This window comes from Synechococcus sp. PCC 7336, assembly GCF_000332275.1.
GTDB lineage: Bacteria > Cyanobacteriota > Cyanobacteriia > Thermostichales > PCC-7336 > PCC-7336.
Genome location: NZ_CM001776.1, coordinates 4,475,123 through 4,500,605 on the forward strand (window position 1 = coordinate 4,475,123; position 25,483 = coordinate 4,500,605).

26 protein-coding genes are annotated in these 25,483 nt (G+C 53.3%); 9 read left to right on the top strand and 17 right to left on the bottom strand.

Annotation, left to right across the window (positions count from 1 at the left end):
* Positions 1–29: 29 nt before the first annotated feature.
* Positions 30–419, bottom strand: a complete 390-nt coding sequence (locus tag SYN7336_RS21145) for a VOC family protein (RefSeq protein ID WP_038026161.1) — start codon at positions 417–419, stop codon at positions 30–32.
* 47 nt (positions 420–466) lie between these two features.
* Positions 467–1,195 (bottom strand): phosphoribosylaminoimidazolesuccinocarboxamide synthase, encoded by a 729-nt coding sequence (gene purC, locus SYN7336_RS21150; protein ID WP_017327944.1) that lies wholly within the window; start codon positions 1,193–1,195, stop codon positions 467–469.
* Between the two features lie 203 nt (positions 1,196–1,398).
* Here purC and SYN7336_RS27140 point away from each other — a divergent pair, with 203 nt between their 5' ends.
* From SYN7336_RS27140 to larC, 5 genes are all read left to right on the top strand, one after another.
* Positions 1,399–1,764: a hypothetical protein gene (locus SYN7336_RS27140; protein WP_017327945.1), complete on the top strand. Its 366-nt coding sequence runs from the start codon at positions 1,399–1,401 to the stop codon at positions 1,762–1,764.
* 186 nt (positions 1,765–1,950) lie between these two features.
* A complete protein-coding gene (locus tag SYN7336_RS21160; protein WP_017327946.1) occupies positions 1,951–2,289 on the top strand; it encodes a DUF6825 family protein in 339 nt (112 codons plus the stop codon).
* Positions 2,286–4,025 (top strand): AarF/ABC1/UbiB kinase family protein, encoded by a 1,740-nt coding sequence (locus tag SYN7336_RS21165; protein ID WP_017327947.1) that lies wholly within the window; start codon positions 2,286–2,288, stop codon positions 4,023–4,025. Before SYN7336_RS21160 ends, SYN7336_RS21165 begins: the two co-directional genes overlap by 4 nt.
* A 55-nt stretch (positions 4,026–4,080) precedes the next feature.
* Positions 4,081–4,800 (top strand): PP2C family serine/threonine-protein phosphatase, encoded by a 720-nt coding sequence (locus tag SYN7336_RS21170; RefSeq protein WP_017327948.1) that lies wholly within the window; start codon positions 4,081–4,083, stop codon positions 4,798–4,800.
* A 369-nt stretch (positions 4,801–5,169) separates the two neighbouring features.
* Entirely contained in the window at positions 5,170–6,354 is a 1,185-nt protein-coding gene (gene larC / locus SYN7336_RS21175; protein ID WP_017327949.1) for a nickel pincer cofactor biosynthesis protein LarC, read from the top strand.
* A 9-nt stretch (positions 6,355–6,363) separates the two neighbouring features.
* Here larC and msrP read toward each other — a convergent pair whose 3' ends face one another.
* Entirely contained in the window at positions 6,364–7,344 is a 981-nt protein-coding gene (msrP, locus tag SYN7336_RS21180; protein WP_017327950.1) for a protein-methionine-sulfoxide reductase catalytic subunit MsrP, read from the bottom strand.
* 157 nt (positions 7,345–7,501) lie between these two features.
* On the opposite strand from msrP, the gene SYN7336_RS27145 reads away from it, so the two are divergent.
* The gene (locus SYN7336_RS27145; RefSeq protein ID WP_227498555.1) at positions 7,502–8,566 is read left to right on the top strand and encodes a cytochrome P450; all 1,065 of its coding nucleotides are present in this window, start codon (positions 7,502–7,504) and stop codon (positions 8,564–8,566) included.
* A gap of 49 nt (positions 8,567–8,615) precedes the next feature.
* Here SYN7336_RS27145 and SYN7336_RS27150 read toward each other — a convergent pair whose 3' ends face one another.
* The gene (locus SYN7336_RS27150; RefSeq protein ID WP_017327952.1) at positions 8,616–8,846 is read right to left on the bottom strand and encodes a hypothetical protein; all 231 of its coding nucleotides are present in this window, start codon (positions 8,844–8,846) and stop codon (positions 8,616–8,618) included.
* A 271-nt stretch (positions 8,847–9,117) separates the two neighbouring features.
* Between SYN7336_RS27150 and SYN7336_RS21195 the strand changes: the two genes are divergently transcribed.
* Entirely contained in the window at positions 9,118–9,660 is a 543-nt protein-coding gene (locus SYN7336_RS21195; protein WP_017327953.1) for an RNA 2'-phosphotransferase, read from the top strand.
* 117 nt (positions 9,661–9,777) lie between these two features.
* Here the strand turns inward: SYN7336_RS21195 and SYN7336_RS21200 are convergent, their stop codons facing one another.
* Positions 9,778–10,275 (bottom strand): ureidoglycolate lyase, encoded by a 498-nt coding sequence (locus SYN7336_RS21200; protein ID WP_017327954.1) that lies wholly within the window; start codon positions 10,273–10,275, stop codon positions 9,778–9,780.
* Positions 10,276–10,632: 357 nt separating this feature from the next.
* Here SYN7336_RS21200 and SYN7336_RS21205 point away from each other — a divergent pair, with 357 nt between their 5' ends.
* Positions 10,633–11,562 (top strand): alpha/beta fold hydrolase, encoded by a 930-nt coding sequence (locus tag SYN7336_RS21205; protein WP_017327955.1) that lies wholly within the window; start codon positions 10,633–10,635, stop codon positions 11,560–11,562.
* Between the two features lie 107 nt (positions 11,563–11,669).
* Here the strand turns inward: SYN7336_RS21205 and SYN7336_RS21210 are convergent, their stop codons facing one another.
* The 6 genes from SYN7336_RS21210 to SYN7336_RS21235 all read right to left on the bottom strand — a co-directional run bounded on the left by SYN7336_RS21210 (position 11,670) and on the right by SYN7336_RS21235 (position 17,531).
* Positions 11,670–12,899: a cupin domain-containing protein gene (locus tag SYN7336_RS21210; RefSeq protein WP_017327956.1), complete on the bottom strand. Its 1,230-nt coding sequence runs from the start codon at positions 12,897–12,899 to the stop codon at positions 11,670–11,672.
* Between the two features lie 328 nt (positions 12,900–13,227).
* Positions 13,228–13,770, bottom strand: coding sequence for a nuclear transport factor 2 family protein (locus tag SYN7336_RS21215; RefSeq protein ID WP_202951126.1), 543 nt, complete (start codon positions 13,768–13,770; stop codon positions 13,228–13,230).
* The gene (locus tag SYN7336_RS21220; protein WP_017327958.1) at positions 13,742–14,680 is read right to left on the bottom strand and encodes an isoaspartyl peptidase/L-asparaginase family protein; all 939 of its coding nucleotides are present in this window, start codon (positions 14,678–14,680) and stop codon (positions 13,742–13,744) included. The genes SYN7336_RS21215 and SYN7336_RS21220 overlap by 29 nt, the downstream gene beginning before the upstream one ends.
* A 74-nt stretch (positions 14,681–14,754) precedes the next feature.
* Positions 14,755–15,855, bottom strand: a complete 1,101-nt coding sequence (locus SYN7336_RS21225; protein ID WP_026101206.1) for an ATP-grasp domain-containing protein — start codon at positions 15,853–15,855, stop codon at positions 14,755–14,757.
* A gap of 103 nt (positions 15,856–15,958) precedes the next feature.
* Complete coding sequence (locus tag SYN7336_RS21230; RefSeq protein ID WP_017327960.1) at positions 15,959–16,627, bottom strand: DUF2232 domain-containing protein; 669 nt, start codon at positions 16,625–16,627, stop codon at positions 15,959–15,961.
* Positions 16,628–16,673: 46 nt separating this feature from the next.
* Positions 16,674–17,531, bottom strand: coding sequence for an arginase family protein (locus SYN7336_RS21235; protein WP_017327961.1), 858 nt, complete (start codon positions 17,529–17,531; stop codon positions 16,674–16,676).
* 291 nt (positions 17,532–17,822) lie between these two features.
* Between SYN7336_RS21235 and SYN7336_RS28380 the strand changes: the two genes are divergently transcribed.
* Entirely contained in the window at positions 17,823–18,269 is a 447-nt protein-coding gene (locus SYN7336_RS28380) for a hypothetical protein (RefSeq protein WP_017327962.1), read from the top strand.
* A 7-nt stretch (positions 18,270–18,276) separates the two neighbouring features.
* On the opposite strand, the gene SYN7336_RS21245 is transcribed toward SYN7336_RS28380, so the two are convergent.
* The 6 genes from SYN7336_RS21245 to SYN7336_RS21270 form a co-directional block, all read right to left on the bottom strand.
* Complete coding sequence (locus tag SYN7336_RS21245) at positions 18,277–18,978, bottom strand: HAD family hydrolase (RefSeq protein WP_017327963.1); 702 nt, start codon at positions 18,976–18,978, stop codon at positions 18,277–18,279.
* Positions 18,979–19,061: 83 nt separating this feature from the next.
* Positions 19,062–19,643: a TIGR04376 family protein gene (locus tag SYN7336_RS21250; RefSeq protein WP_017327964.1), complete on the bottom strand. Its 582-nt coding sequence runs from the start codon at positions 19,641–19,643 to the stop codon at positions 19,062–19,064.
* A gap of 13 nt (positions 19,644–19,656) precedes the next feature.
* The gene (locus SYN7336_RS21255) at positions 19,657–20,400 is read right to left on the bottom strand and encodes a hypothetical protein (protein ID WP_017327965.1); all 744 of its coding nucleotides are present in this window, start codon (positions 20,398–20,400) and stop codon (positions 19,657–19,659) included.
* 12 nt (positions 20,401–20,412) lie between these two features.
* Complete coding sequence (locus SYN7336_RS21260; protein WP_017327966.1) at positions 20,413–21,381, bottom strand: DUF1517 domain-containing protein; 969 nt, start codon at positions 21,379–21,381, stop codon at positions 20,413–20,415.
* 362 nt (positions 21,382–21,743) lie between these two features.
* Positions 21,744–23,303 carry a hypothetical protein gene (locus tag SYN7336_RS21265; RefSeq protein ID WP_156820266.1) on the bottom strand — a complete coding sequence of 520 codons (1,560 nt, stop codon included), beginning with the start codon at positions 23,301–23,303 and terminating at the stop codon, positions 21,744–21,746.
* 499 nt (positions 23,304–23,802) lie between these two features.
* Positions 23,803–25,335, bottom strand: a complete 1,533-nt coding sequence (locus SYN7336_RS21270; RefSeq protein WP_017327968.1) for an aminotransferase class I/II-fold pyridoxal phosphate-dependent enzyme — start codon at positions 25,333–25,335, stop codon at positions 23,803–23,805.
* Positions 25,336–25,483 lie beyond the last annotated feature (148 nt).

Below are 25,483 nucleotides of genomic sequence, written 5' to 3' on the forward strand. Positions count from 1 at the left end.
ATTAAAGGATACTCGATGTATTCAAACACCTATCCAGTCGGAATGGTTTTATTTAAAACAGTTTTGTCGGCTGATTGGGGCTCGTATAGTAATTCGAAGACATTCCCATCCAGATCGCGACCGTAGCAGGAGGCCGTCCCGTCTCGATGATCGTGAATGGCCCCAATCTTGACCCCGAGAGCTTTGATGCGCTGGTATTCAGCCTCGAGGGAGTCGCGATCGCGAAATACGAAGCCAAAATGCGGACCGGCAGCCTTATACCCCGGTCCCAATAGCGCCAAGCCATCGCCTCCCGCCTTGAGATAGGCCCAGTCGCTGTCCGACCAAACCACAGTCATGCCTAGGCGTTGATAAAACTCCAGGGCTTTAGGAATATCTTGCACCTTGACAGCAACGTGTCCCATACCAGGAAGGGCCATAATGTTTGCGAACTCCTAGCGACACAACCATTGTAAAACTTGCGGCACTACTGCCCTAATTCTCCAGCCACCGCCTGCACCCGCTCTAAAACTTCGCGATAGCCCGCCACCGGATCTCCCAAGTCGAAGCGAAATAGGTCTTTGTCCAGCACTCGCTCGTCTGCTAAGTTCCACAGGCGACAAGTATCGGGGCTAATCTCGTCTGCCAGCAAAATATCCCCATTCGCATCGGTGCCAAATTCTAGCTTGAAATCAATTAGTTCTAACTGGCACTGGAGGAAAAACTGCTGTAACAGAGTATCGATCGCCAGTGCCTGCTGCCGCAATACCTGTACTTGTTCTGGAGTAGCTAAGTTCAAGAGTTCAATGTGGTCGGTGGTAAGGAGGGGATCTCCCAGGTCGTCATTCTTGTAGAAAAATTCCACCAAAGGGGGGGCGATCGCCTTTCCCCGCTCTAACCCCAGCCGCTTGCACAACGTTCCCGCCGCCCGATTGCGCACCACCACCTCCACTGGCAAGATCGTCACTGCCCTGACGGCCATCTCAGTCGATCCCGTTTGTCCGACAAAGTGCGTTGCTATCCCCGCCCCTTCCAGATAGCGGAACAAGAGAGCGGCAACCGTACAGTTGACCTCCCCCTTACCGGCAATTTGACCTTTCTTTTGGGCATTAAAGGCTGTTGCGTCGTCCTTGTATTGGCAGCGCAATATCCCCGGTCGGTCGGTGGCGTAAATGCGCTTGGCTTTGCCTTCGTAGAGCAAGGTGGCGTCAGACATATCGGCAGTACGGGCTTCTCAGAATGCTATATCCCAACTCTACTCACGATCGAGATCGCCAGTCCGATTCAGTCGAAATCTAGCGGACGATTTGATGTGGGGGGCGCGATCGCGTTAATCTCAAACTGTAAACATCTTTGTAGTATTGCGATATAGTAATTCGATCTATTGCAGCAGTTCCCGTAACCGGAGAGTCTCTCGCTATGACCACCCAAACAGCCAAAACCACTTCAGACATGGCCGTCTACGAGCGCGGCGGTTCTCTGGGCCTGCGGCCCACTGCCCCTGCCAGCATGAATATTGTGGCTACCTATATGGGCAACCGTCCCATTGTCTCCTCTGGCCTGAAGGTCGCTTCCACCTATTTCAACGGTCGTCCCATCCAGGCCAAAACCCAGACTGTGGCCTCCACCTTTATGAACAACCGCCCCGTGATGGCGACCACACACAATATTGTGGCCACCTATATGGGCAACCGCCCCGTCATGTCTAGCGGTCTCAAGATCTCCGCCACCTACCTTCCCGGCGGTCTCTCCAGCCTGCAGGTGGTCGACGAACCGGCTAATTAATCAGTCGCTGAATCTCAGTCAATATACGTAACAGTGCCGCTGGGCAAGCTGCTTGGGGCACTGGACTGATTGAGATCGCCGCGCGCCGTTCTAGAATGCAACCTCTCCTTCTAGCAGTACGGCCAGAAACACCTGTCTGGGCTACGCTTGTTATAGTTTTTAGATGTCGGATGTAGAGTTGCTTTTATGTCGAATCCGCTTACTCGTGCCTTCTTTCTCGGACGAGCCACCGCCAACCTTTTGGCCGAACGAGCTGAAGGTACCCTCTCCGATCTCGCTAGCGATTTAGGCAAAGTAGTTGCTGAAGCTCAGCAGCAGTGGGAACAATTTGGGGAGGATGTACTGGCCAGGGCCACAGAAGAAGAAGCTAAGGCTGCTGGCGATTTCAGTCGTAATGGCTTCTACGATAGTGCTTCGGGATTTCCTTCCAAATCCAGCGACCTGCAAGCCACCCTCGACGAGCTTCGGGCTGAAGTGGCCCAGCTTCGCTCTGAACTGCAGACCTATCGGAGTCAGTCCGCTTGACCGCCATCAACCTGCCCTTTCGCATCCAAAGCCCCACGCCGTCGAAAAAGTCTTACGACTCCTATCGTTGGGCGCGAGATAGCTATAGTCGCCAGGGTCGCCTCGTCGATATCTGGCGATTTACGCTCATGCTGGTCTATTACAACTGGCTCGACAAAAAGAACTGGAGCTACGGCTCTACTGAAGCTCCGACAGAAGCGCAGCTTGCCCGCCGCCGCCGCCAGCGAGCGATCTGGATTCGGGAAACGATTTTGGAATTGGGTCCGACCTTTATTAAGGCCGGACAGATGTTTTCGACTCGGGCCGATCTGTTTTCGGCGGAATATATCGAAGAGTTGTCGGCTCTACAAGATCGCGTACCTGCATTTGACTTCGAGCGGGCTGCCGACATTGTGGAAGGGGAACTGGGGCGATCGCTAACAGAAATTTATTCCTATTTCGACCCCACTCCAATTGCTGCTGCCAGTTTGGGTCAGGTGCATCGAGCTCAGTTACACACTGGCGAAGAAATCGTCGTGAAGGTGCAGCGTCCGGGATTGCGCCGCTTATTCGAGATCGATCTAGACATCCTGCGGGGCATTGCCGAATTTTTCCAATACCGCACCAAGTGGGGTCGGGGGGGGCGAGATTGGGTGGGCATTTACGAAGAATGTCGCCGCACTCTCTGGGAAGAGGTGGATTATCTCAACGAAGGTCGTAATGCCGATACCTTCCGGCGCAATTTTCGCGCTGTCGAGAATGTTGCGGTGCCCCGAGTCTACTGGCGCTATAGCTCTCCTCAAGTTCTGACGCTGGAATATTTGCCCGGTATTAAGATCAGCGATTTCGAAGCATTGACTGCTGCAGGGCTCGATCGCTCGGCAGTGGCCCGCTTGGGGGCGGAAGCCTATCTGCGACAGGTATTGCAGCATGGGTTTTTCCATGCCGATCCCCATCCCGGCAATTTAGCGGTAAAACCGGATGGAACCCTGATCTTTTACGACTTTGGCATGATGGGGGAAGTACAGCTAGACATCAAGGCGAAGTTGATGGTCACCCTGCAGGGGATTGCCACTCGGGATGCCAGCGTGGTGGTGGATTCAATGGTGGAGTTGGGAGCCTTGGTGCCTTCGACAGATATGAGTCCGGTGCGGCGCTCGGTCCAGTACATGTTGGATAACTTTCTCGATCGCCCGATGGGCCAGCACGGCAGCATCTCGATCGCAGAAATCAGTGAAGATTTGTACGAGTTGGCTCAGGGACAACCGTTTCGCTTCCCGGCCACGTTTACGTTTGTGATGCGGGCGTTTTCCACACTCGAAGGACTGGGCAAGGCCCTCGATCCCGAATTTAATTTTATGGAAGTTGCACAACCCTTTACGACAGAGCTGATGGCCCAAACCTCTCCGAACGAAACCAATACCCTGATCGACCAACTGGGCCGTCAGGCTGCTCAGTTTACCAATACTAGCTTGAGTTTGCCCCGCCGCATCGAGCAAACCCTCGATAAGCTAGAGCAGGGGGATATTCGAGTGCGGGTGCGATCGGTGGAAACCGATCGCCTGCTGCGGCAACTGCAGGCGGTTGGTCTGGGGGCAATTTTTGCCCTGCTGTTCGCAGCGTTTTTAATTGTCACTGTCCAGTTGGCGATTGCCGGGTTGGCTCGATTAGCACTAATCTTGTCTGTATTCGCAGCAGGCGCGGCCATTGCTACGATTCGCTCTCTCTTGCAGCTCAAGCGGTTCGATCGCTTTTGAGCTTTTCCTGTCTACCCTTCCACTATCCGTTTCGAAAGCGAGAATTGCGATTGTGATGCGATTTTCCGGTCACACAGATTGCGGCAAGGTGCGTCAAAGCAATCAAGATTCATTTTATTGCGATCCAGAGGGTCGATTTTTCATCGTGGCCGATGGCATGGGGGGGCATGCGGCTGGCGCTCAGGCCAGCATATTGGCGGTCGATACCATTCGCAAAACCCTTGCCGATGGCTGGAGGAGCAATCCGGCTCCTCAGCTACTCAACCACTCCATCGAAGCAGCGAATGAAGCCATCTTGCACGATCAAGAGACCCATCCAGAGCGAGCGGATATGGGAACCACCATTGTGGTCATCCTGCTCGACACAGAGGGCAACTGCTGGAGCGCTCACATTGGCGACTCGCGGCTCTATCGTCTGCGGGGCAAAGACATTCAACAAATGACGGAGGATCACACCTTAATTGCCCGGGCAGTGCGATTGGGGGAATTAACGCCTGCCCAATCCAAGTTACACCCCTATCGGCATATTCTGGAACGTTGTTTGGGTCGTCCCGATTCGGGTCCCCCTGCCGTCCAACCGATCCCGTTGCAGTTGGGCGATCGCCTGTTGCTGTGTAGCGACGGTCTGACTGAAGAGTTGGATGACGGGCAAATTGCTAAAACCTGTCAAGAATCTAGCGTCTTGGAGGAAATCCCTGCAGCCTTGGTGACTGCTGCTAATGAGAAAGGCGGGCGCGATAATGTCACGGTGGTGATGGCGGAATATTTGGGTTGAGCTCGGCACTGATACTGAAGCTTGCCTTGCGGGAACCCTTAAACTAGCTTGAAGTGACGATTGAAGTGTCAAGGGTCCTCAAGCTTTTGCAAGTCTAATGACGAAACTGGCTGCGCTGGCGTTGCCTGACTCGAAGCTGAGTTCGATGGCTCTGCATTGCCCTCACCCCCGGCCCCTCACCCCCGGCCCCTCTCCCCAGGGAGAGGGGAGAAACAGTCTAAAACCCGCAATCTGCCGTTCTGTTCCTCTTCCCCCAAACTTACGGCTGACGCCACGCTTCGCGAGGGGGGAAGGGGTTAGGGGATGTGGGCCAGACACTTGTCGAATTGACGTTGACTCGACCTTTACCGTGACTTTTAACCTTTTCCTATGAAGCTTGCCTACTTAGACTGTGCTGCTGGAATTGCGGGCGATATGTGCCTGGGGGCATTGCTCGATTGTGGCTTGCCATTGGATTATCTCGAGCAAGAGTTGAGCCGCCTCCACTTGGAGGAAGAATACGAATTGCAAGTGCATTCAGTGACGCGATCGGGCGTGAAAGCCACCCAGGCAATTGTTCAGACCGCCGGTCGAGAGTCCCCTTCTCGTCATTGGCCCGAGATTCAGGCGACGATCGCGTCTTCTTCTTTGTCCCCCACCATCGCCCAGCGCAGCCTCGATATCTTTCGCACCCTCGGCCAAGCGGAAGCTGCTGTCCACGGTCAGTCTCTAGAGTCGGTTCACTTCCACGAAGTGGGAGCGGTCGATGCCACGATCGATATTGTGGGTACTTGCATTGGCCTCGATTGGCTGCAAGTGGAGCGCATCATTGCCTCTCCGCAACCGGTGGGAGGGGGATGGGCCAACAGCGCCCACGGCAAGATACCAGTGCCCGTCCCTGCCGTCATGCAGTTATGGCAAGATTTTCGCGTGCCGGTCTTTAGCAATGGTGTGGAGTCAGAATTGGTCACTCCCACTGGAGCCGCAATTTCAGTCAGTTGGGCAGATGGTTTTGGCCCCTGTCCCCCCATGCAAGTGGAACAGGTGGGTGTGGGCGCGGGCACGAAAGACTTACCTCTACCCAATGTGTTGCGGTTGTGGGTGGGAGACAGTTTGGCGGAGCAACCCACTGAAACCATCGCCGTGCTAGAAACCCAAATTGACGATGTCAATCCGCAGGTGGTGGCCTACACGTTCGAACGGCTGTTCGAGGCCGGTGCCTTGGATGTATTTTCGCAGCCAGTCACGATGAAGCAAAATCGTCCCGGCACCCTCGTCACTGCGATCTGCCCCCCCCACCTGGCCGATCGGTGCGAGGGCATCTTGTTTGAGGAAACCACCACCATCGGCATTCGGCGATCGCTGCAGCAGCGGTCTGTCCTAGAGCGGGAAATTATGCGGGTCGAAACCCCCTACGGCTCGATCCAAATGAAGGTTGCTCGCCGCCACGCCCAAGTGGTCAATGCCCAGCCAGAATTCTCTGACTGTGCCGCCCTTGCCCGCAAATTTCACATCCCCGTCCAGCAGGTATGGCTGGCCGCTCAAGCAGCTTGGCATCGGACAGCGCAGTTGTAGAGGCAGAAACTAGGCGTACAAATGGGCTACATACTCTGCGTAGCCGTTGTATGGAAGTGTCGGTTGACGAGTCCATCCCCAGGCGGGGCCATCGCCAACGAGACGTTCTTCGGCTTGCGACCAGCGGGGATGGGGAACAGCAGGATTCACGTTGGATTCAAATGCGTATTCGCTGGGGGCGAGGGTATTCCAATAGGTGGCGGGTTGCTCGGTAACAAATTCGATTTTGACAATTGATTTGGCCCCTTTAAAGCCGTATTTCCAAGGCACCACCATGCGAATGGGGGCTCCGTTTTGTTTGGGCAAGTCTTTACCGTAGGTCCCGAGTGCGAAAAAAGCCAACTCATTGGCCATCTCGTCGAGACGCAGTCCTTCAGTGTAGGGCCAAGGGAGAGAGGCAGAGGGGGGCCAAAACGGACCCGTGGTGATGGCGGGATCGTAAAAAGATTGAAATCGGACGAATTTTGCTTCAGCAGTGGGCTGCACGTCTTCTAACATCAGTCGCATGGGGAAACCCAGCCAGGGCACCACCATCGCCCACGCTTCCACGCAGCGGAAGCGGTAGACGCGCTCTTCGAGGGGAAATTGGCGGCGGAGGCTGTCAAGATCGTAAATTTTGGGGTTTTGGACTAGACCGGTAACCTCGACTTTCCAGTCGTCGGTGGGCAGAGCTTGGGCTTTGCGCCAGATGGTTTTCGAGTTGCCAAATTCGTAGAAATTGTTGTAGCGGGAAACCAAAGATTCTGCTGTAGGGGTCAAGCCGGTATCGGTAAAATCGGCGTTTGGAACGTAATTTTCAGGTGCAACAGTAGTGCTGTCTCCCACTAAAGCCGAACGGGAAGGGCGATCTCCTAGGATCGATGCCGCTGCAATACCCATGCCCGCGCCAGCCAGTTGTTTCAAAAAGCGGCGGCGGCTGCGGTAGGAGCTCTCGGAGGTAATGCGACTCTCCGGCAGATGCCAGGGTTTGGGAACTCGAATCAGCGGCATAACACTCCAATTGAGGTAATCTTTTGCATTCTAAACTTAGGAGATCGATCTAGGTATTCCCTGAAAGACGACTGAGAGTGACTTGGCGTCAGCTACAATTTTGCGATCGCGTTCGACACCGTCTGGGATACAGCAAAATCATTCAGAGGTGTCAGAAGTGACGGACACCAAAATTTGGATCGGTCGGGTCGACCGCTCAAACCCCTTCGGACCTGAGTTCGATGGTTCTGCATGCCCTCACCCACAACCCCTCTCCCTGGGGAGAGGGGAGCAAGAGGGGCAATCGAACCCTCCTCCATTTAGCGTTCTTGTTCCCCTGACCCTAAACTTCGAGACCGTCAAATGGCCCCCCAGTGCCGAAGCGCTCCTCGGTCCCCTTTCCCTCGCCCTACAAACGGGAGGTCTGCACGTCAAGCGCCGCAAACTGTTGGCCCAAGCCTTCCAACCCCGAGCGCTAGATAGCTATATTCCGACCATAGAAGCCATTAGCGATCGCTACTGCCAAGCTTGGGTCGTCGCCCGAGAACTGACTTGGTACCCCCAACTGCGTCGCTACACTCTAGACATTGCCTGCAAGCTCTTCGTCGGCCTCGATCGCGGTTCGGACAGTGCCTTAGGGCAACTGTTTGAAATTTGGAGTCAAGGGCTATTCAGCATTCCTCTCAATTTGCCCTGGACCCGGTTTGGCAAGTCCATGTGCAGTCGGAGGAAATTGCTGGCGGAGTTGGAACGGCTGATTCGCGATCGCCAAGCCGCCGTAGATGGGGAAGCAAATACCGACGCCTTGGGGCTTTTACTGCAGGCTCGCGATGACGACGGCGAACGATTGAGCATTGAAGAGCTAAAAGATCGGGTGCTGTTATTGTTGTTCGCCGGTCACGAAACCCTCACCTCCCCACTGACATCCTTTTGCCTCGCAATGACCCAATACCCCGAAGTGCAGGCGAGAGCCCGAGCCGAACAAGTCCAATTGGGCGATCGCCCCCTCAGCCTCGACACCCTCAAACAAATGACCTATCTGGAGAACGTTCTCAAAGAGGTATTGCGCTTTATTCCTCCGGTCGGGGGTGGATTCCGAGAGGTGCTGCAATCGTGCGACTATGGCGGCTATCAGTTTCCCAAGGGGTGGGCAGTGCTCTACGGCATTAACCAAACCCACCGCGATCGCAGCGTTTTTGCCGACCCCGATGCGTTGGTAAAGCAAGAATCAGATAATGGGTGAAGTTTGTATAAATACTGCTACATGTGTCAACATAGGCGGACAGATTGCCTTAGGCTTTCAGCAACAAGAGGATTGTCCCTGCAATGACGCTAATAGTCGCTCCAGCAATTAGAAACGTCGCTAGCCGTTCGAGGCGTTCTCCTGCACCTTGGTAAGTTTCAAACTTATAATCGAGCTTCTCCACATCGCGTTCGAGCGACTCGACATCAGTTTTCAGATCGCTCCTTAAAGAAGCGATCGCCTCTTCGATGCGAGAGAGCTGCTCGCTCGTGTCATTCATGCCAAAATCTCTCGCGCCATCTCTCTCGCGCCATCCAAGCTGAATACTACCATACTAAAACCTAAGCAGTTTAATAAGCGACCTCTATTGCAGTAGCCCGGGCCACAAACCTAGAATTTACTCGAAAACCGCCACATCTACTTATACCGGCCTACCTCAAAAATCGGTAGTGTTCTAGAAGTCAAGATAGAGTGTCTATAGGGCGAGAGTTTTAGGATCTCATATCCTTATCTATTAAGAGCTACCCGTTATACTAAAACTGACAAGCAAAATGGATAAATCTCAAGTACATATCAGCAAGTTTCTGAGTCTAATTCTCAGGCATAAGCCCGAAACAATTGGTTTGGAGCTAGACAATTCTGGCTGGGCTAATGTCAGCGAACTTCTTGCAAAAGCAGAAGAACACAACCGCCAGATTTCAATGAAAGAATTAATAACTGTTGTTGCTGAGAATGACAAACAGCGATTTATATTTAACTCAGACAGATCGAAGATACGCGCGAATCAAGGACACTCCCTTAGCATTGAGCTTGATTTAAAACCTGTAAAACCTCCCGAAATTCTGTATCACGGGACGGCGACCCGATTTATCGACTCAATTCGAACACAAGGGCTAATCAAGGGAAGGCGACAACACGTTCACTTGTCCTCGGATATCGAAACGGCAAGGAAAGTTGGCGATCGACATGGAAAACCAGTCATTCTAGCGGTGTTGACAGACAAGATGCACGATGGCAATCATCAGTTTTTCCTCTCAGATAACAAAGTTTGGCTGACAGATTATGTGCCTGTTGAGTACATTTTGTTTCCATAGAATGGTGCATAAAGATTTCTTTGAGCTAGATCTCCCTCGAGAGATCGTTTAGATCTAGCTTTCTGTTCCGCTGATAGAAGTTACGGCTTGGAGATTCCAAGCAAATAATGTAGGACTCTAGGAAAGCGCGATCGCATATTCAACATTGAAGCGCGATCTCATATCTACTGTCTCGCGATCGCCAATATTCGTGTTGCTCAACTCCAAATTGTAGAAATCGACCGAATCGCCTTCGAAGTAAGGACCGGCATGCCAAGTGCCGAGGTCGAGTTTGACAAAACAGCTTCCAGGTATACGAAAAACCGTAATTTCCTCAGGTTCGGGGTGAGATTTCTCACCGGGGGGAGCCACCGCCAGAAACCATTCTTTTCCATCTAACGATCCCAAACATTGGGTACATTGACAGTGGCGAGTTATCTCGTGAAAGCGGAAGCTCCGTCGCTGCAAGTGCATAATGTAAAACCGAGGAACACCGCGATCTAAAATGAGTTTCGCATCCTCCCTCCCAAAGGGTTTCCCATCTGCAGTAGCCCAAATTGCCTGACCGTATGGAGAAAATGCTTCTGCAGTGAGGAAAAGGGGGCTCAACGATCGCAACTGTAATTCATCTGCCATGACAGGTACATATCCTTAGAATTGCGACCTCGATTTTAGAGTGGCACATTGAGGGGTTTGCGCTCAAATAGAACGGCACTCGGGTAAAGCATCTCCAGCAATGGGCGGCCAAATCGGTATAATATGCCTGCGAAGTCCTAGGCTACATGCCCTGCTTGCTCTCCCATCTCCAGCCTCTGGAAGCGCTAGGGGAAGTGCTACTGAACTTCTAGAGTGGGAAGATTTCGAATATTGGGTTGGATGAATCGGATACGCGAGGGCGATCGCTGACAAAATTCGCAGGGTCGATGCGTAGCCGCATAGGTTGGCGGAGCTGCCAGACTACAATTTGTAGAGTTGCACTCCATCTCGATCTCTATGTCTGAGTCCTATTTTGGGCACCAACGCGATTGGTCGTGGAGAGGGTGGTCCATTCGCTATAGCTATACGCCAACTCTGGCGGTCACAGCAGCAGCACCGATTTTGCTCATTCATGGGTTTGGAGCGTCTTTAGGGCATTGGCGATCGAATATCGAGCCGTTGAGTCGGACGCGATCGGTCTACGCGATCGACTTGCTCGGGTGCGGAGCTAGCGAGAAGCCTCTGAGTGTCGAATACACAGTGGATTTGTGGGTGGAGCAAATTTATGCGTTTTGGCAGGAGCACATCCAACAGCCAATAATTTTGTCCGGACATTCTTTAGGGGGGTTGATCGCCGTGACTCTGGCGGCGCGATATCCCAAAACGGCAAAAGGCTTATGCTTAATTAGCTGCGCAGATGGCCCCCATCCCGAAGAATATCCGGCCCCAATTGCATGGGCGATCGAACGGATTTGCGAGGCAGTGGTGTGTGCGATTGGACTCCCCTGTATCTATCCATTTTTCTTTCGGCAGTTGCGACAGGAGAAGAGCTTGAAGAAAGCGATCGCCAATGTCTACAAACTCAAGTGTCGAGTCGATCTAGAACTCGTTAAAATTTTCCAAGCGCCTGCATTCGAGCAAGGAGCCGAGATAGTATTGTTAGAATTATTGCGAGCAATTTTGATCCGTAGATTTGAAAGTCCGAGGCTGCTACTGCCTCAAATTGAGGTACCAATTTTAGTTATTTGGGGACAAGAAGACCCAGCAGTACCGAGTTTCTTTGCAGACAAGTTCAAACAATGGAAGCCATCTATTCAGCTTATTAAACTACCGGGAATTGGCCATTGCGCTCACGATGAATTGCCGCAATGGGTGAGTACATTAATTTCTGAGTGGGCTGCAGCAACTGAGCTAGGCTCGGTGGAGTATGTTTTGAGAAATCAATAACTCCTACAGGATCGTTTACATAGTATTGAATAGGCCGAAACCCTTTTTTAATTGCCTATAGGGCTACCTTGTTCCAAAGATCGATCTGCAACCGATATACTGCAACCTCAGTTTCGATCGAAGGGAACAGCACTCAGGAGGGTATCTTCCACCAAGATACCCTCTTTGACTAATCCGCCGAGGAGAGGCAAAATTACGGTTTCAAGGTCACAGTCGGGTAGCCACCGGGCAACGTCTCGAATGGTAAAAACCTCTTGACTGAAGATTTTTTTGACAAGTGTTTCAACAACTTTGGGAGCTAGGTCTTTGAACTTTATTGTCTTTTGGGGCGTAACTAAAACATAGGTCTTATCATCCAGAGGTTTTAGGTTGACGGTTTGAAATCTCGGTTGTCTTAACGCTGTATTGAGCCCTTGCTCGAGGATATTAAAACCAACCTGCCCGGGTAGCGATATTTCTGGGGCATGGGTTGTGGTCATTAACTGCGAGAGGGCATACTCTCGGACAAGCAGCTCTTTCTCGCGTTCTAGGACAGTTGATAGAGAATCAAATATTTGTCGAACGTGAGCTTCCATATTTTGGGACTGACCATAGGGCATAAAAGGTAAATTATGACGTAGGGCTTCTTCGTTTTGCAGAGTTGTTTGCAGCTTTTTGAATAGCCATGCTAAGGCATCCCGCCCAGTGAAACAATAGATGCCAATGGTGACATGTAAAGCAGGTTGCTCCCGGGCAATGGCATAATGCCAGTGGCCACGAGGAATGTAGAGGAGATCGCCTGGGTTGAGAACACTGTGGATGTAGGGATCGCCCGTTGGTGGCATGTAAGATTCTGATGTTTCGTCGCGACAGGGATATTTAACCGTATCTTCAAACACAAACCATTCTTTTTGTCCGTCAATTTGCAACACAAATACTTCATGGGAATCGAAGTGATTGTTAAATCCTTGTCGGTCGGGCCAGGAGCAATAGATATTAGCTTGAACAGTTTGATGCCCCAGTTCTTGTTGAATGGCCCAGGATAAGTCTGCCAAAGATTTGACTTGGTCTTGGGCTTGGCTAACCACTAAACTTGCTCCCTCTCTACATCGCTTCACCCAGTCTTTTGGGTCGCAGGGGGGTAAGACCTTGTTGTGAAGTACAAACCGTAGATCGAGCTGGTGAAAGTTGAGCAACTCGTTGAGCTGTTGCCAAGAAAAGAAAGAGCGGAATTTATCAGGTCGATCGCCAGGTATAACGATGCCTTGTTTGACCCAGTTTTCGGATAGGAATTTTTCTAGGGAATGGGGCTGTAAGAGCTTTGCTAAGGTTGATGGTTGTTCTAACGTTGTTTTCATCACGAGCGGTGAGCATTGATGGGATTGAAGTATCCAGCGCCGAAAAGCCAAAAGCCGAATTCGGATAATGTCCCCCCATTCAATCCCATTGTGGGAAAGGTGTGCTGCCGATTTGGCAAGAGAGCTGTTAATTTTGGTAGGGTTCGATCGTGTGGATATGTCATCAGCAACAGTTCGAGGGCATGAAGTTGCTGGGTGTGGATTGTTAGCAGCTTAATGCTCGATTCTGAAGGATTTTAGTGGGCGACTGCGGGTGTCGCGAGACCCCCCAGTCCTACAGGCAACCTGCCCGCTTCAAAGGAAGAGCCTCCGCAGCCAAGACATGCCTCTAACCCCCATCCTGCTGCTGCATGGGCGTTTGAGTGTCGATGTACTCTCGCCAGCGCTGAATTTTGCTATTTTGAAAGTCGATCGCGATCGCATCCTCAGCAGAGTTGCGGCGACCGGTTGCCTTCTCGATATCCACCCAGGTCCACTCGACAGCAGCGCGATTGCCCTCAACAAGGGTGCTCTGAAGATCAATGGCGAGGACTGAGTACTGCTCGAAATAGCTGGCTGCAGCTTTCCGAATCGCCGCTGGCCCTACCCAGCGTTCTCCCGGCACCACAAACTCGCCTGAGGTCGCAAACAGCCTTGCAAAAGCGTCGGCATCAGCCTCTAACCAGGCGGCTCTCGCCAACTGAATCGCAGACAAAATTTGCTTGGAGGGCGGCTCTATCACTTTGCCGGACAGTTGGGAAACCGCTTGGGACAATGGTAGGGCGATTGCTGGCAGCGATCGCGCTTGTGCCGTTGCTGCTAAATGGAATAAAAGACAGCCCGCGAGCAAACAGGAAGTGATTCTAGGAGAGGCTGCAGTACATTTCGCCACCATTTTCGATCCAGCCGTAAATCATGCCAGAGGTCGAGTGTCCGACTGCGCACTGACCGTTCTTGTCCACCACAATGACACCGCCCAAGCCATTCACCTTCGAGACGAGATAGTCAATCCCCGCCCGGGCGGCTTCCTTCGCGTTCAACCCCTGGAAGTGAACTAGATCGGAAATGGTCTTGGACAGCACCGTCCGCAAAAACTGCTCGCCGTATCCCGTAGCAGAGACTGCGCAGGTTTCATTATCGGCAAACACCCCCGCTCCCACGATTGGACTATCGCCCACCCGGCCCCATCGCTTATTGACAATGCCACCCGTAGAGGTGGCAGCAGCAAGGTTGCCATTGATGTCGCGGGCCACAGCTCCGATGGTACCCAACTTTTTTTGGGGCATCGGCACCACATCCTCGTGATCCAGCAGCATCTTGCCCGCCACCTGTGCCTCCTTCCACTGTCGCACCCGACTCTCCACAATGAAATAATCATCGGGCATCAACTCCATGCCGCTGACTTGCGTGGCAAACTCCATTGCCCCCTTGCTCACCAGCATGACGTGTTCGCTTTTTTCCATCACCCGCCGGGCCAAGCAGGTCGGATTTTTGATGTTGTGGACGCCGGCAACCGCTCCTGCCGACAGATCGCGCCCATCCATGATGGCGGCGTCCATTTCCACTAAACCAAATTCGTTCAAGACCGAACCCCGACCTGCATTGTAGAGAGGGTCATCTTCCAGCAGTGCCGCACACAGTTCTACCGCATCGATCGCCGCCCCTCCCTTCTCCAAAACTCTTCGACCTCGCAGTAAGATGCTGCTCAGACTCTGAGTGAATGCTTCAACGCTGCCTTCCCGTTTGATGTGCTCTAGGGCACCAGCGCCGCCGTGCAGGATGAGGGAGAAGTTGGAGGTCATAGGTCTGGGGAGTGATAGAACGCAGACTTAGCACGGCGATCGCGCGATGAGAACTGCTACAAGTACAAAGTAGGCTATTGCAATCGCGCTTTAACCTTCTCTCTCAACTCTAACTGCTTGTCAGGCGGTCCCACTAACAAAACCCCCAGCTTGCCAGCCAAAATGCTGCCCCAATTCACCAAAATGATGCCCGTATGCCCGGGCTCTTCAAATTCCAAACCGCTAAAGTCGAGATCGCGTAGGGAGCGATGGGGAGTATTAAAGGTTTCGTGCGCCCAATGCTTGAGGTTGAGCTTGAGGGCAATACCGGTGGGATAGGAGGCGCCATTGTAACGGGGGTTGCATTCGATCGCCAAATATCGCGGTTGTCCGTCGATTTCCTCAACCGATACGTCAAACGCAAAAATCTCTTTCATGCCGCGATCGACTATCCAAGCCGCCATCGGCTCGACGAGATCCCAGGCATCGTAGACTGTGGGATAGCGGTTGCCCAAGTGATTGTAGCCAGCCAAAATTTGCTCCGTGATTGCTACGCGTTCGGGACCGTGGGGGGTGGCCCGATACTGTAGATTCAAAAATGTTTTGGCCTCGACTTCTTCCTGGAGCTGCAGGGGAACTTCTGCAGAGACATTGGTCAGAGCCTTCGCTAGGGCTTGCCGATCGCCACAGCGCACAATCCCCATGCCATCCACAGAAATCGCCGGTTTGAGGTAGCAGGGGTAGGGAATATGCGGGGTATCGAGATCGACCTCGGTCGGGCTGCTGAATCGCAGTGTTGTCGGAACTGACACCCCCAGCTCGTCCGCTAAAGCCATGAAATTATTTTTGGAGTTCATCCACTGGACGGTATCGAACCAGGGCTTATCGAGCTGACGGAACAGCTCAGTATCTGCGCTGTCGGGGTGGACGGCATCGCCAAAATAAAATACGGAAATTTCGCGTTCGGGATGACCGGCTAGGTGGTGGAAGGAAACATCCCAAATGGCGTTTTCCGTGTGGCTGAGACCGATGCGGTTGTAGTGAGCGGCGATCGCCTCCCACTCGCTCTTGAGGTCGGGATGGAGCTGAATCACATCGTCCGGCTCTGTGCTTCCCAGCACTCTACCGGAGAAAAGCTGATTGCCTACCACCTGCTCGTGGGTGCAGGTCATGATGTCGTGATTGAAGATTCTCATTCGCCTCTCGATGCACTCTCTAACAAGACCAAAATTCCCTAGCAATACATTGATACTATCGGCTATTTTGTTTGGGCAGGGCGATATTTCAGAGGACGATTGCTTAACTCAGCAAGAGCGATTGCACCCAGCGGGGCGGCGGCGGTAGGGGGCGCTCCAGCTTTTCCATCACCAAGGCAGAGACTAAGTGCAACGTAAAGACATAAATGATGGAATTGATCGCCAACAAACCGACAATGGCTAGCCGAATCGTCAATAGTGTCGCAGCTGCGTGAATGCCCAGCCAACTGAGGGACCAATCCAAAATCCAGTTGACAAACCCCGTTAACTGCAGGGTAAACAATGCCCAGAGATTTTCTCCCACCAATAGCGATGACAGCGCCAACTGAAAGATCAGACCCAAACTACTCAGCAGTGTTCCTGCTGCGATCGAACGAGCCCACGATCGCCCCTGCTGCCACATACAGCCCATCCACAAACCCAAAATTCCGTAAGGCACGAGATACAGAATGCTGCGGGTGGGACCGAGCAGAACGGTCAGCAGCAGTGTGGAAACCACCATACACATTTGCCCCGCCCGCCGGTTCCAGCGCAAAACGGCGATCGCCACCGGCAGTGGGAAAAACAGACGTACGAGCGGTAGTGCCGGGTTGATGTAAACCGACACCAACCACAACAGCGCTGACGTGCTGGCGAGAAAAGCTGTTTCCACCAAGCGCAGAGCCTGCTGCTTGGGGGAAGGAGAAGAGGGCGGTAAAGAAGGATTGGGCACAGAATCGAGAGGGCAATATTTTCAGGCTAGATATTTTCAGACTAGATTACGAAACGGGGACAGTCCCGCTCTCGGAGGCTGGAGAGACAGAGGTTGGGGCGCTCGACGCAAAGTGACAGGCGAGTAACCAACCGATCGTGCGTGCCGTCACTCGGACAGAGAGGGAAAGGCCGGATTCCCCCCTCAAGCCTCCAATCGCCGCCCCCACCACCGTACGATTGGCGAAGAGTTCCCGACACAAATCTGCCAACTGCTGCCATTGCAGCCCTCCGGGCTCGGGATGGGGCACCGCAGCCACCAGGCTGGGATCGAAGACACTGCAATCGATCGCCAAAAATACCGGTCGCTCGGAGGGGAGAGCGGCGATCGCCGCCTCTAACGTCCAGTCCGAGGCTAAAAACACGGGAGTCTGTCGAGTTTGCAACCACTGCCAGGCCGAAGCACTACAACTGCGCAGTCCCACATGTACGATGGCAGGGTCGTAGGATTCCACTGACTCTAACCAGGATTCAGCCATGTCGTCAGCCAGTGGCTCGGGGGGCAGCAGGCCCGCGCGAGCACTACAGTGTAGCAGTGTTAAGGGACCGTACCGCTTCCATAAGGCCCGCACGGCTCCTCGGGTGGCGGCTAGAGAGGATGGCACTAATAACGGCCAGCGGGCGGTATCGAAGCATGTCCGAAAAGCCGCTTCGCTCATGCCAAATGGAGCTTCGTCACGGATGGCCGACAGTCGAGCAACAGGATAGGCATCCACATCGAGGTCCAACTGCGGCTCGAAACCGCAAAGGCGATCGCCTGCTGCCACAATAGCGGCAGGCAGATCGGCACGAGCATCGCAGATAACAGGTACGATCGCTGCCTTAGCAAATTCTAGTCGAGCGGGGCGGGAAGACCACTGGGCCATAAGTCATCCAAAGAAATAGGGGGAATTCATTCAAGTCGCCCAACAATTGGCGCATGGGTTGGGGGGGAAACATACATTTTAGATGTTACCGATGGCGAGTCTAGTGATGCTTTTTGCATAATACTTAACGCCTCAGATCTCCACACCCCAGTCAGTCCGCTGTAGAGTTGGAATACTAGCGGTATAGTAGCTGGCAATAGCCCAAATGCCAGCACTGATTGGTACTCCAGCACCGATTGGTTCAGTTGAGGCACTCGGGCATATTAGTTTGGCCTGCATAGGGAGCATTCAATGGATGCAGCTGCATTCCTCAAGCAATATGGATTCGATCTGGGGGGGCAGTCGTCTGGTGACTGGGTTAGGTCTTGGGAGCAACGCTTCCCGAAATCTTGGGTGTCTTCAGCACTGGTGGAAGCACTGTATCGGGGACGGTACAAAGCACGCTCGGTCGAACAACTCTTAAACATGTGGAAGAGTCGTGGTTGCCCCTGCGTAGGCTTTAACTTAGATTTCGGTCGCGAGGTGTGGCCGGATGGGCTCGAACGCCTTCAAATAGGCCTGGAGCAGGGAGCACTACATTCCAGCGCGGCAGCCATCCGCAGTTACGCATTTGAGTCCTTCGCCACCGTTAAAAAGACTGCGGTAGAGCAAAATAACTGCATCACCGTCTATCCCCTGTGCAAGCAGTTGCGCCGCGAAGCATTGCCCGCGAAGTTACAGGATTTGCTGCACGTGTAGGCGATCGCTAGCCCGCCCGAACGGACAATTCGGCCAGAATGAAACTTGTAGCATTTGCCAAACTGGGCAGGATGGCCGCAGGTTTGTACCGCTCTAGCTGGCGGCGATTGCGAATACCGCACAACAGGCCGAGGGTGGGAATGCGATGGGTAGACCCCGCCACCAGATCCGCCTCGGTATCTCCAATCATCCAACTGCAGGCAGCGGGCGGCAGTTCCGCTAGGGCTTTGGCCAATAGATTGGGCTTATCGCGGGTATCTCCCTGTTTGACATGATTGTCAGCCAAGCAATAGCGATGGGAGGAAGGGAAAAATTCAGTTAACCCAAACCGTTCGAGAGCGGGCTCTAGCTCGCAGGTGCGACGCATGGTCATGGTCGCCAATTCGATGCCGGCGTCTCTCAAGCAGGTCAAAGCAGCGATCGCATCCGCTTGCAAGACATCGTAAGGAAAGTAAGGCTGGCTGTGGACGTGCTCTCGACGCAGGCGAACAAACTCGATCGCTTGTTCTTCCCGAAAGCCCGAGGCGATCGCAATTTGATATTCTGGAATGCGATCGCGCTTGCAGGCCCAAAACTCCGCTCTAGCCAGGGGCGACAAGGGTTGCCCCGGCTCCGCCACCTGCTCCAGACAAAATTGATAGACCCGAAAATAGCGAGCCGACACATCCACCAGCGGACCGTCAAAGTCTGTAAATACCCGAATGCTCATGCAGTATTCCCCAGCGTTACCCCTTGTATGCGGTGCATCTGGCAAACACCACCCCAGTGATATGTATTAATACTTATTCTATATTAATACCCATTCTGCTGCTGGCGCTTTAATTCCTCCAACTCCAGATCGGTTTCCAGATCGCGAAATTTCGTTTCTAATTCATCCCAATCGCTAGACGGTTGCGACCAGCCACTCCAACTGAAGGTCTGGGCACTAGCTGAAGCGGTCTGGCGCTCAGCTTGTTCTCGCTGCATGGCGCGCAACTTTTGCTCGACCTCCTGCCGCCGCAATTGCGCCTGCTGCAGCAACTTTTCCATCTGTTGAATGCGCTCTTTCACACCGGTCATCTGCCCCCAGAACTGGTTGCCCTGGCTGAGCAGATCGGCCTCCCGCTGCCGCGCTCCCTGGGCCAAATCGGGACGATTGGCTGCCTCTGCTTGGGTGACTCGTTCGTGCCAGCGTTTGATTTCTCGGGCGGTGGCCAAAATACTATCTTGCAGCCGCTGCTGCTCTGCCCGACTTTGGGCGATCGCCCGAGTGGTATCGGCTTCCTGCTGGCGCAGTTGCTCTTCCAATGCCTGCAACTCTAGTTCTGGATGTGCCCGCAGAAATTCCTCTAGGCGCAGTTCGAGAAAGCGGATGAGATCGTCGATCGGGTTCATATATCCCCACTGCTTATTGCAATCCCACCTGCAAGGTTAACGTGCGTCTGCCATTGGTCACTCTAACTTGGCGATCGCGAATGGATGCCACCCTCCAACCGTTTTCGATCGTTGCCCCTGCTGGAATCGTTTGCAGCAGGTCATCGACGATCAGGAGGGCCACTGGCTGACCGTCGGAACCACCGTCCATAATGCCCATTAACTGGAAGTCGGGGACGGCGGCATCGATGGGGGCAGCAGCGGCAATGGCAGGGGGGCTGGGGACAGTGGCAGGGGAAGGGGCCACAGTAGCTGGAGGGGAGACTGCGGGAGCAGGTGGAGCCGGTCTGCTAGCGGGAGGAGCCGCCGCAAGGTCTTCAGACTCCAGTGAAGCTACGTTGGAAACCTCAGCCTCGCTGCTGGCAAGAGTCAAGGCAGAGTCGGTGACTCCAACAGCGTTCTCGAAGTCGAGGGCGGCGTCAGGGGTCGGGATGGGGGGGGATTGGGCAGCAAATTTCTGGGGGAGATGGACAAAACTCCACCACAGGGCAAGAGCGGCGATCGCTACCGTCCCCAAAGCCCCAATTGCCACCCACAGCATCGAAGCCATCAGCGGGGCTGGCGGTCGAGCGGGCTCGACCGATTGGGAATGGGAATGGACTTCTGACTGCTCCCCCTCTTTGAGGGTTGCTTCCACCTCGCCAAATAATTCGTCTAAGAGGCGATCGGCCTCGGCTTCAGCCTGAGCTAAGGAGGGAATAAACGATTGGGAAGACATGATTGATATCCGCTAGAGCAGCTGTAGCTGCGGATATTCCGTCAACAGTTCGGTGGCGGTGAGGGTATCGCCTGCAGCTTGAGGGCTCCATAGCACCTCCATAGCCGCGAGACGTTCCGCCGGAATAGCCCCCAACTGCATTAGGCAACGCCGCAGCGATTCAGCAGAATCCACTACAGGTAGTGTACCCGAAGTGGACTGATACGCCACCAGTAGAGTCACCACAATATATTCCCCCAGCTCGGAGAATTCTTCGGCAAGCGTCTCTCCAGAACTATCTGCCTTAAAAGTCGGTTGAGAGTTGGCTGCTTGTCGGCGACCGTCAACGTTGCTCAGGGTTTCGAGGTCGACCTTGCTGCGCTCTTGCAGCGACAGTTGGTTGATGCGCTGCTCGGCACGATTCAGCTTCATGGTTTCGGCGATGGCGTTGCCGTAGACCCAATAGTCATCGTGACGTACCAACAGCAGCGACACCTCTTGCAAGAGTTGGCTCAACCCAGCGGGGTCGGAGGGATCGGAGGAGCGAGCCAATTGGTCAATTTCCGCTTGCAGGCTGCGGGCACTCGACAGCAAGCCCACTTGAATTTCGCTGACGGTCATATCGGGATTGGCCTCGCGGTCAGCTTGGCGATTTTCGTTGGCCGATCGCAAAGCCCGAATCGCAAAACTCCCCACCCCCAAAATCAGCAAGAAGGTGAAGATACTGCTGCCACCTCCGACAAATAGCGGGAACATGAGGGGGAAGCCAATGCCGCCGCCATAGCCGCCGTAATAGCCGCCGCCACCGTAGGAACGGGGTGTCCGTTGAGGCGCGCTGCGGGTGATGGGGGCGCGGAAGCTGCGGAAGCTGCCACCTCCTGCTCTACCGCCCGTTCTGGCCCAAACAGCGCTGGCGGGGGCAACCAGCAGGGCAATGGCGAGGGCGATCGCCAGCAACGGACGCCACCCCTGCCGTGCGATGCGCTGAAACGGCTTCCACATGGATTTCAACATAAGTACTTTCTTGCACAAACTCTGTACAATCACCATTTTACGGCGATCGCTGAGGGACCGGGGCAGGCCAACCTCACTTTGACCTGAGTTCGATGACTCTGCATGGCCCTCACCCCCGGCCCCTCTCCCACAATTTGGGAGAGGGGAGAAGCAGCCTCAAACCCGCAATCTACCGTTCTGTTCCCCTTCCCCCAAAATTACGGCTGACGCCACGCTTCGCGAGGGAAGGGGTTAGGGGATGGGGGCCAGACACCTGTCGAACTGACGCTCATAAAACTCTGGGGAACGCTCACGACATTTCAATGAATCCTATACGCATGCATTCTATGACTCCCATGACGCTCAGGACCTTAAAGGCGATCGTCTAGCTCGGCATTGGGTAAAGTCTCTCCCTCAGGGAGGCGATCGGTCAATCGATAAATCGTGGCCCGAGGATTGCTAAAAACTTCCTCATATATTGAATATTGATTTGTGTTTCGGAGCGTCGATTCTTGTCTAGAGACGAGATAAACTGTCCTATTGCTTTGATGTGTGCGATCGAGAGAGTTCAAGACCTCACGGTAGTTCTCCACCAGGTTTTCCCCAGCCAATAATGCTTCTGCAATCTGCTTCCTCCGATTGACCACAGCTTTAGGATGCCCCTCTTGAAAGATTAACAGAGAAGGAGGCGAACTCCATCCATCTCGCATCTTATCGATTTGATAAGGCTGCCAGCCCGAATTGAGGGCCACATACAGTTGTCTTTGACCAAATGTTGGAATCGTTAATTCTGAATCAATAAATAGGGCATCGCGCTCTGTACGCTCTCGAATCCAAGCAAAGAGTTCCTCTTGCATCGGATCCCCATGCTGTAAAACACTGCCTTGCAGCATATAGGGTTCTCTAACTTGCCAGTTCCTCGCATCCAGTTTCCCAATCCAATCTTGACTGATGGGCACTAAAAACAATGCGATCGCAATCGTAGCAAGTATACGATGATTGCGATACAACTGTGCAAGCGGGATGCCCGCGATCGAGCCAAAGGTAAAACAACTCACGATAAAGTATTTATACTCTGCTCCAGTTGAACCTAGGCTCGAGAACAAGTACATTATGCCAGAAGTAACAGCTGCAATCGCAACGATTGATAAGGGTTCGGAATCGGTTTTAATGACATCCCATAGTGCTTTTCGATTTAGGGCGGCAACGATCGCAATCGGCAGTAAAGTCAGAGCATAACGAATGCACTTAATTGCAAAGAATTTAATATCTGGCTCTAGGAATAGAGCTGATGTTTGTTTCGATGAGCCGATCTGGTAAATGTATGGCAAGACAATCAAAATGCTAATGGCAATGACTGCAGCCGCAGGGATGAGGACTGCCAGAAAGTTGCGCCTCCTTCGAAACAGTAGGATGGCGCTAATCGTGCCAAAGCAAGCTATTAATGCCAGCCAGACGATTGGATATAAGAATCCGGCACCAACTGCAGCAATTAGCAATAGGACATAGTTTTGCTTGGTTGCGTTATTTTTCGCATATATTTGCACAATTGAGAATAAGAATAAGGCGAAGCAAGTCACTCCCAGCGGCATACTATTAATATTGCTCAACTTAGGGGACAGTAGAGCTCTAAACTCTCCTCCGATACGACCCATTCCAGTTATGCTGAACACAATATCTTCAAAGATTCTAGCGATGGGGCCTGCGTTAAAGATAGTTAATCCAAATACAGACAACACAACCGAGAAGATAGCTGCAACGCGATCGGATGACAGTAGCTTAGCCACTTGAAATGTCAAAAACATCAGGAGCAGAATATTGAGCAGATTGACGATACAAAATGCCAGAGATGGAGAAATATTCAATAGCCTGACCATCCCCGCGATCGCCGCATGATGGCCCCAGGGATAGAGTAGGGAGCGAGCACCCAACAGCGGGCTTTCAGGGGGAAACGTTCCGTTGGCAATTTGGTAGACAAAACTTGTGTGCATCAAGCCGTGGAACGAAAACACTCGAGCATTGGGACTGCCGATATAAACCACCAGAAAGGGCAAAATGCCTAAGAGCAAGAATGTTCCAGCTTTCGCTTGGCGATCGAGCAGTGCAATTAGCGCCCAACTCATTGCAAAGCCCAGCAAAAGAGAGCTCATCGTTTCAATGAGAATGTTCATCCTTCCACTCCCAGCTCAAACAGTCTGCAGCCGTCTCGTGTTTCCTACTGTCTCAGTCGACTCGTAGGTAATGCAAAGCTTTACAGTAGCTTTTAAAGACGGCGATATAGTGCTCGATTGAATACATTTATATGAATATTTATACTTTTACCTCCCGAGCTTGTGGTTTGAGAAGCTCGATCGTTGTGTAGTATTTTGCACTTCTATTGGATCGTCTATTCCAACCCCTCGGGAAGCAAGTGCTCGCTGGAGCCTGTTGCTAATCCTTAACCACTTTGAGGGTCTGGAGGCGAACGTCTTCGGGTCCGTTGATGAACCCCCCCGCCTGGTGAACGAGTAACAAATATTCAACGGCTTCAGAGGTGACCTCTTCGCCAGGGACGAGGATGGGAATGCCGGGGGGATAGGGGGAAATAATTTCAGCACAGACTTTGCCGATCGCCTCCTGCAGTGGCAGGCGATGGATAGGGGAGAAAAAGGCTGCTCGGGGACTCAATCGTTGGGGGGGTAACTGCGGCAATTGAATGCAGGCTAAACGCTGCATCCGATCGCTCAATTCCACTGTTGCTGCAGTCTCCCGTCGATCGCGCGATAGAGCTTCAAAACTGGCGACGAGGCGATCGATATCCTGCTGCGTGTTGCCGATGGACACAATGAACACCACATTGTGCAGCGTAGACATCTCCGGTTGCACGTTGCAATGGCGGTTGACCCAATCGTCCGCTTCAAAGCCAAATAAGCCCAAATCGGACACAGTCACGGTCAAGCGGGTGCGATCTAAATGGTGAAAGCCGGGGGTGGAGCCCAAGCGCTCGGTGCCAAAACACTGAATGCCCTCCACTCGATTCAGCCGTGCCCGCGCCTCATCCGCCAAGCGCAAGGTTTCCTCCAGCAATGCTTCTCCTTGCAAAGCCATCTGGCGGCGGGCCACATCCAACGACATCATCAAAACGTAATTGGGACTGGTGGACTGCAGCAGTTGTAGGATATTGCGCACGCGATTGCGATCGATGCGATCGCCCCGGACGTGCAGCAGCGAGGCTTGGGTCATTCCCGCCAGAACTTTGTGGGTGGACTGCACGACGAGATCGGCTCCAGCCTCTAAGGCCGAAATGGGTAATTCGGGGTGGAAGGCAAAATGAGGCCCCCAGGCTTCATCCACGAGAAAAGGGAGATTGTGGGCGCGAACCACAGCGGCGATCGCCTCCAGATCGCTGGCCACGCCATAATAGGTGGGGCTGACCGCCAACACTCCTTTAGCCGAGGGATACCGCTGAATTGCAGCTTCCACAGCAGCGGGGGTTAAACCGTGGGCAATGCCTAAATCGCGATCGTAATCGGGCTCGATGTAGGCCGGAATGGCCCCCGATAGCATGACCCCGGCGATCGCCGACTTGTGACAGTTGCGGGGCAGCAAGACCACATCCCCCGGATCGCAGACCGCCATCATTAGGGTTTCGACTCCGCAGGTGGAACCGTTGACCAAAAACCAACTGCGATCGGCTCCATAGGCGCTTGCTGCCAGCTCTTGAGCTTCGCGAATCACCCCGTCGGGATCGTGCAGGTTGTCCACTTCGGGCAACTCGGTCAGATCCGCCCGAAATACATTTTCGCCTAAAAACTCCAGTAACTCTGCAGGCGTACCCCGCCCTTGCTTGTGGCCTGGGGTGTGAAAGGCTGCTTTGGGGAGAGCGGCGTAGCTGCGGATGGCTTCGAAAAGGGGAGCGCGCGATTGCGCCGCTCGATCCTGACGGCGCAGGGTACGACGGAAAACTTTAGAAGACGCGATCAAGGGAAATTCTCACACACCGAATCTTCGCTATTATGCCCCCATTGCGGTCCTTTTTGGGGATACAAACCTACGACCGATGCCACCGTTTGACTGAAGTAGCATTTTTGAAGGTGGCGATCGCACCCTCCTGCAACCAGATCGGTCACTG

What these genes read in the sequence shown, in the direction of transcription:
- SYN7336_RS21245 (WP_017327963.1), bottom strand. Translation starts at nt 18,978, where the DNA reads ATGAGCATTCGGGTATTTACAGACTTTGACGGTCCGCTGGTGGATGTG.
- SYN7336_RS21200 (WP_017327954.1), bottom strand. Translation starts at nt 10,275, where the DNA reads ATGGCAGATGAATTACAGTTGCGATCGTTGAGCCCCCTTTTCCTCACT.
- larC (WP_017327949.1), top strand. Translation starts at nt 5,170, where the DNA reads ATGAAGCTTGCCTACTTAGACTGTGCTGCTGGAATTGCGGGCGATATG.
- SYN7336_RS21220 (WP_017327958.1), bottom strand. Translation starts at nt 14,680, where the DNA reads ATGACCTCCAACTTCTCCCTCATCCTGCACGGCGGCGCTGGTGCCCTA.
- SYN7336_RS21255 (WP_017327965.1), bottom strand. Translation starts at nt 20,400, where the DNA reads ATGTCTTCCCAATCGTTTATTCCCTCCTTAGCTCAGGCTGAAGCCGAG.
- SYN7336_RS21210 (WP_017327956.1), bottom strand. Translation starts at nt 12,899, where the DNA reads ATGAAAACAACGTTAGAACAACCATCAACCTTAGCAAAGCTCTTACAG.
- SYN7336_RS28380 (WP_017327962.1), top strand. Translation starts at nt 17,823, where the DNA reads ATGGATGCAGCTGCATTCCTCAAGCAATATGGATTCGATCTGGGGGGG.
- SYN7336_RS21170 (WP_017327948.1), top strand. Translation starts at nt 4,081, where the DNA reads ATGCGATTTTCCGGTCACACAGATTGCGGCAAGGTGCGTCAAAGCAAT.
- SYN7336_RS21145 (WP_038026161.1), bottom strand. Translation starts at nt 419, where the DNA reads ATGGCCCTTCCTGGTATGGGACACGTTGCTGTCAAGGTGCAAGATATT.
- SYN7336_RS21195 (WP_017327953.1), top strand. Translation starts at nt 9,118, where the DNA reads ATGGATAAATCTCAAGTACATATCAGCAAGTTTCTGAGTCTAATTCTC.
- msrP (WP_017327950.1), bottom strand. Translation starts at nt 7,344, where the DNA reads ATGCCGCTGATTCGAGTTCCCAAACCCTGGCATCTGCCGGAGAGTCGC.
- SYN7336_RS27150 (WP_017327952.1), bottom strand. Translation starts at nt 8,846, where the DNA reads ATGAATGACACGAGCGAGCAGCTCTCTCGCATCGAAGAGGCGATCGCT.
- SYN7336_RS21160 (WP_017327946.1), top strand. Translation starts at nt 1,951, where the DNA reads ATGTCGAATCCGCTTACTCGTGCCTTCTTTCTCGGACGAGCCACCGCC.
- SYN7336_RS21250 (WP_017327964.1), bottom strand. Translation starts at nt 19,643, where the DNA reads ATGAACCCGATCGACGATCTCATCCGCTTTCTCGAACTGCGCCTAGAG.
- SYN7336_RS27140 (WP_017327945.1), top strand. Translation starts at nt 1,399, where the DNA reads ATGACCACCCAAACAGCCAAAACCACTTCAGACATGGCCGTCTACGAG.
- SYN7336_RS21235 (WP_017327961.1), bottom strand. Translation starts at nt 17,531, where the DNA reads ATGGCCCAGTGGTCTTCCCGCCCCGCTCGACTAGAATTTGCTAAGGCA.
- purC (WP_017327944.1), bottom strand. Translation starts at nt 1,195, where the DNA reads ATGTCTGACGCCACCTTGCTCTACGAAGGCAAAGCCAAGCGCATTTAC.
- SYN7336_RS21225 (WP_026101206.1), bottom strand. Translation starts at nt 15,855, where the DNA reads ATGAGAATCTTCAATCACGACATCATGACCTGCACCCACGAGCAGGTG.
- SYN7336_RS21260 (WP_017327966.1), bottom strand. Translation starts at nt 21,381, where the DNA reads ATGTGGAAGCCGTTTCAGCGCATCGCACGGCAGGGGTGGCGTCCGTTG.
- SYN7336_RS21205 (WP_017327955.1), top strand. Translation starts at nt 10,633, where the DNA reads ATGTCTGAGTCCTATTTTGGGCACCAACGCGATTGGTCGTGGAGAGGG.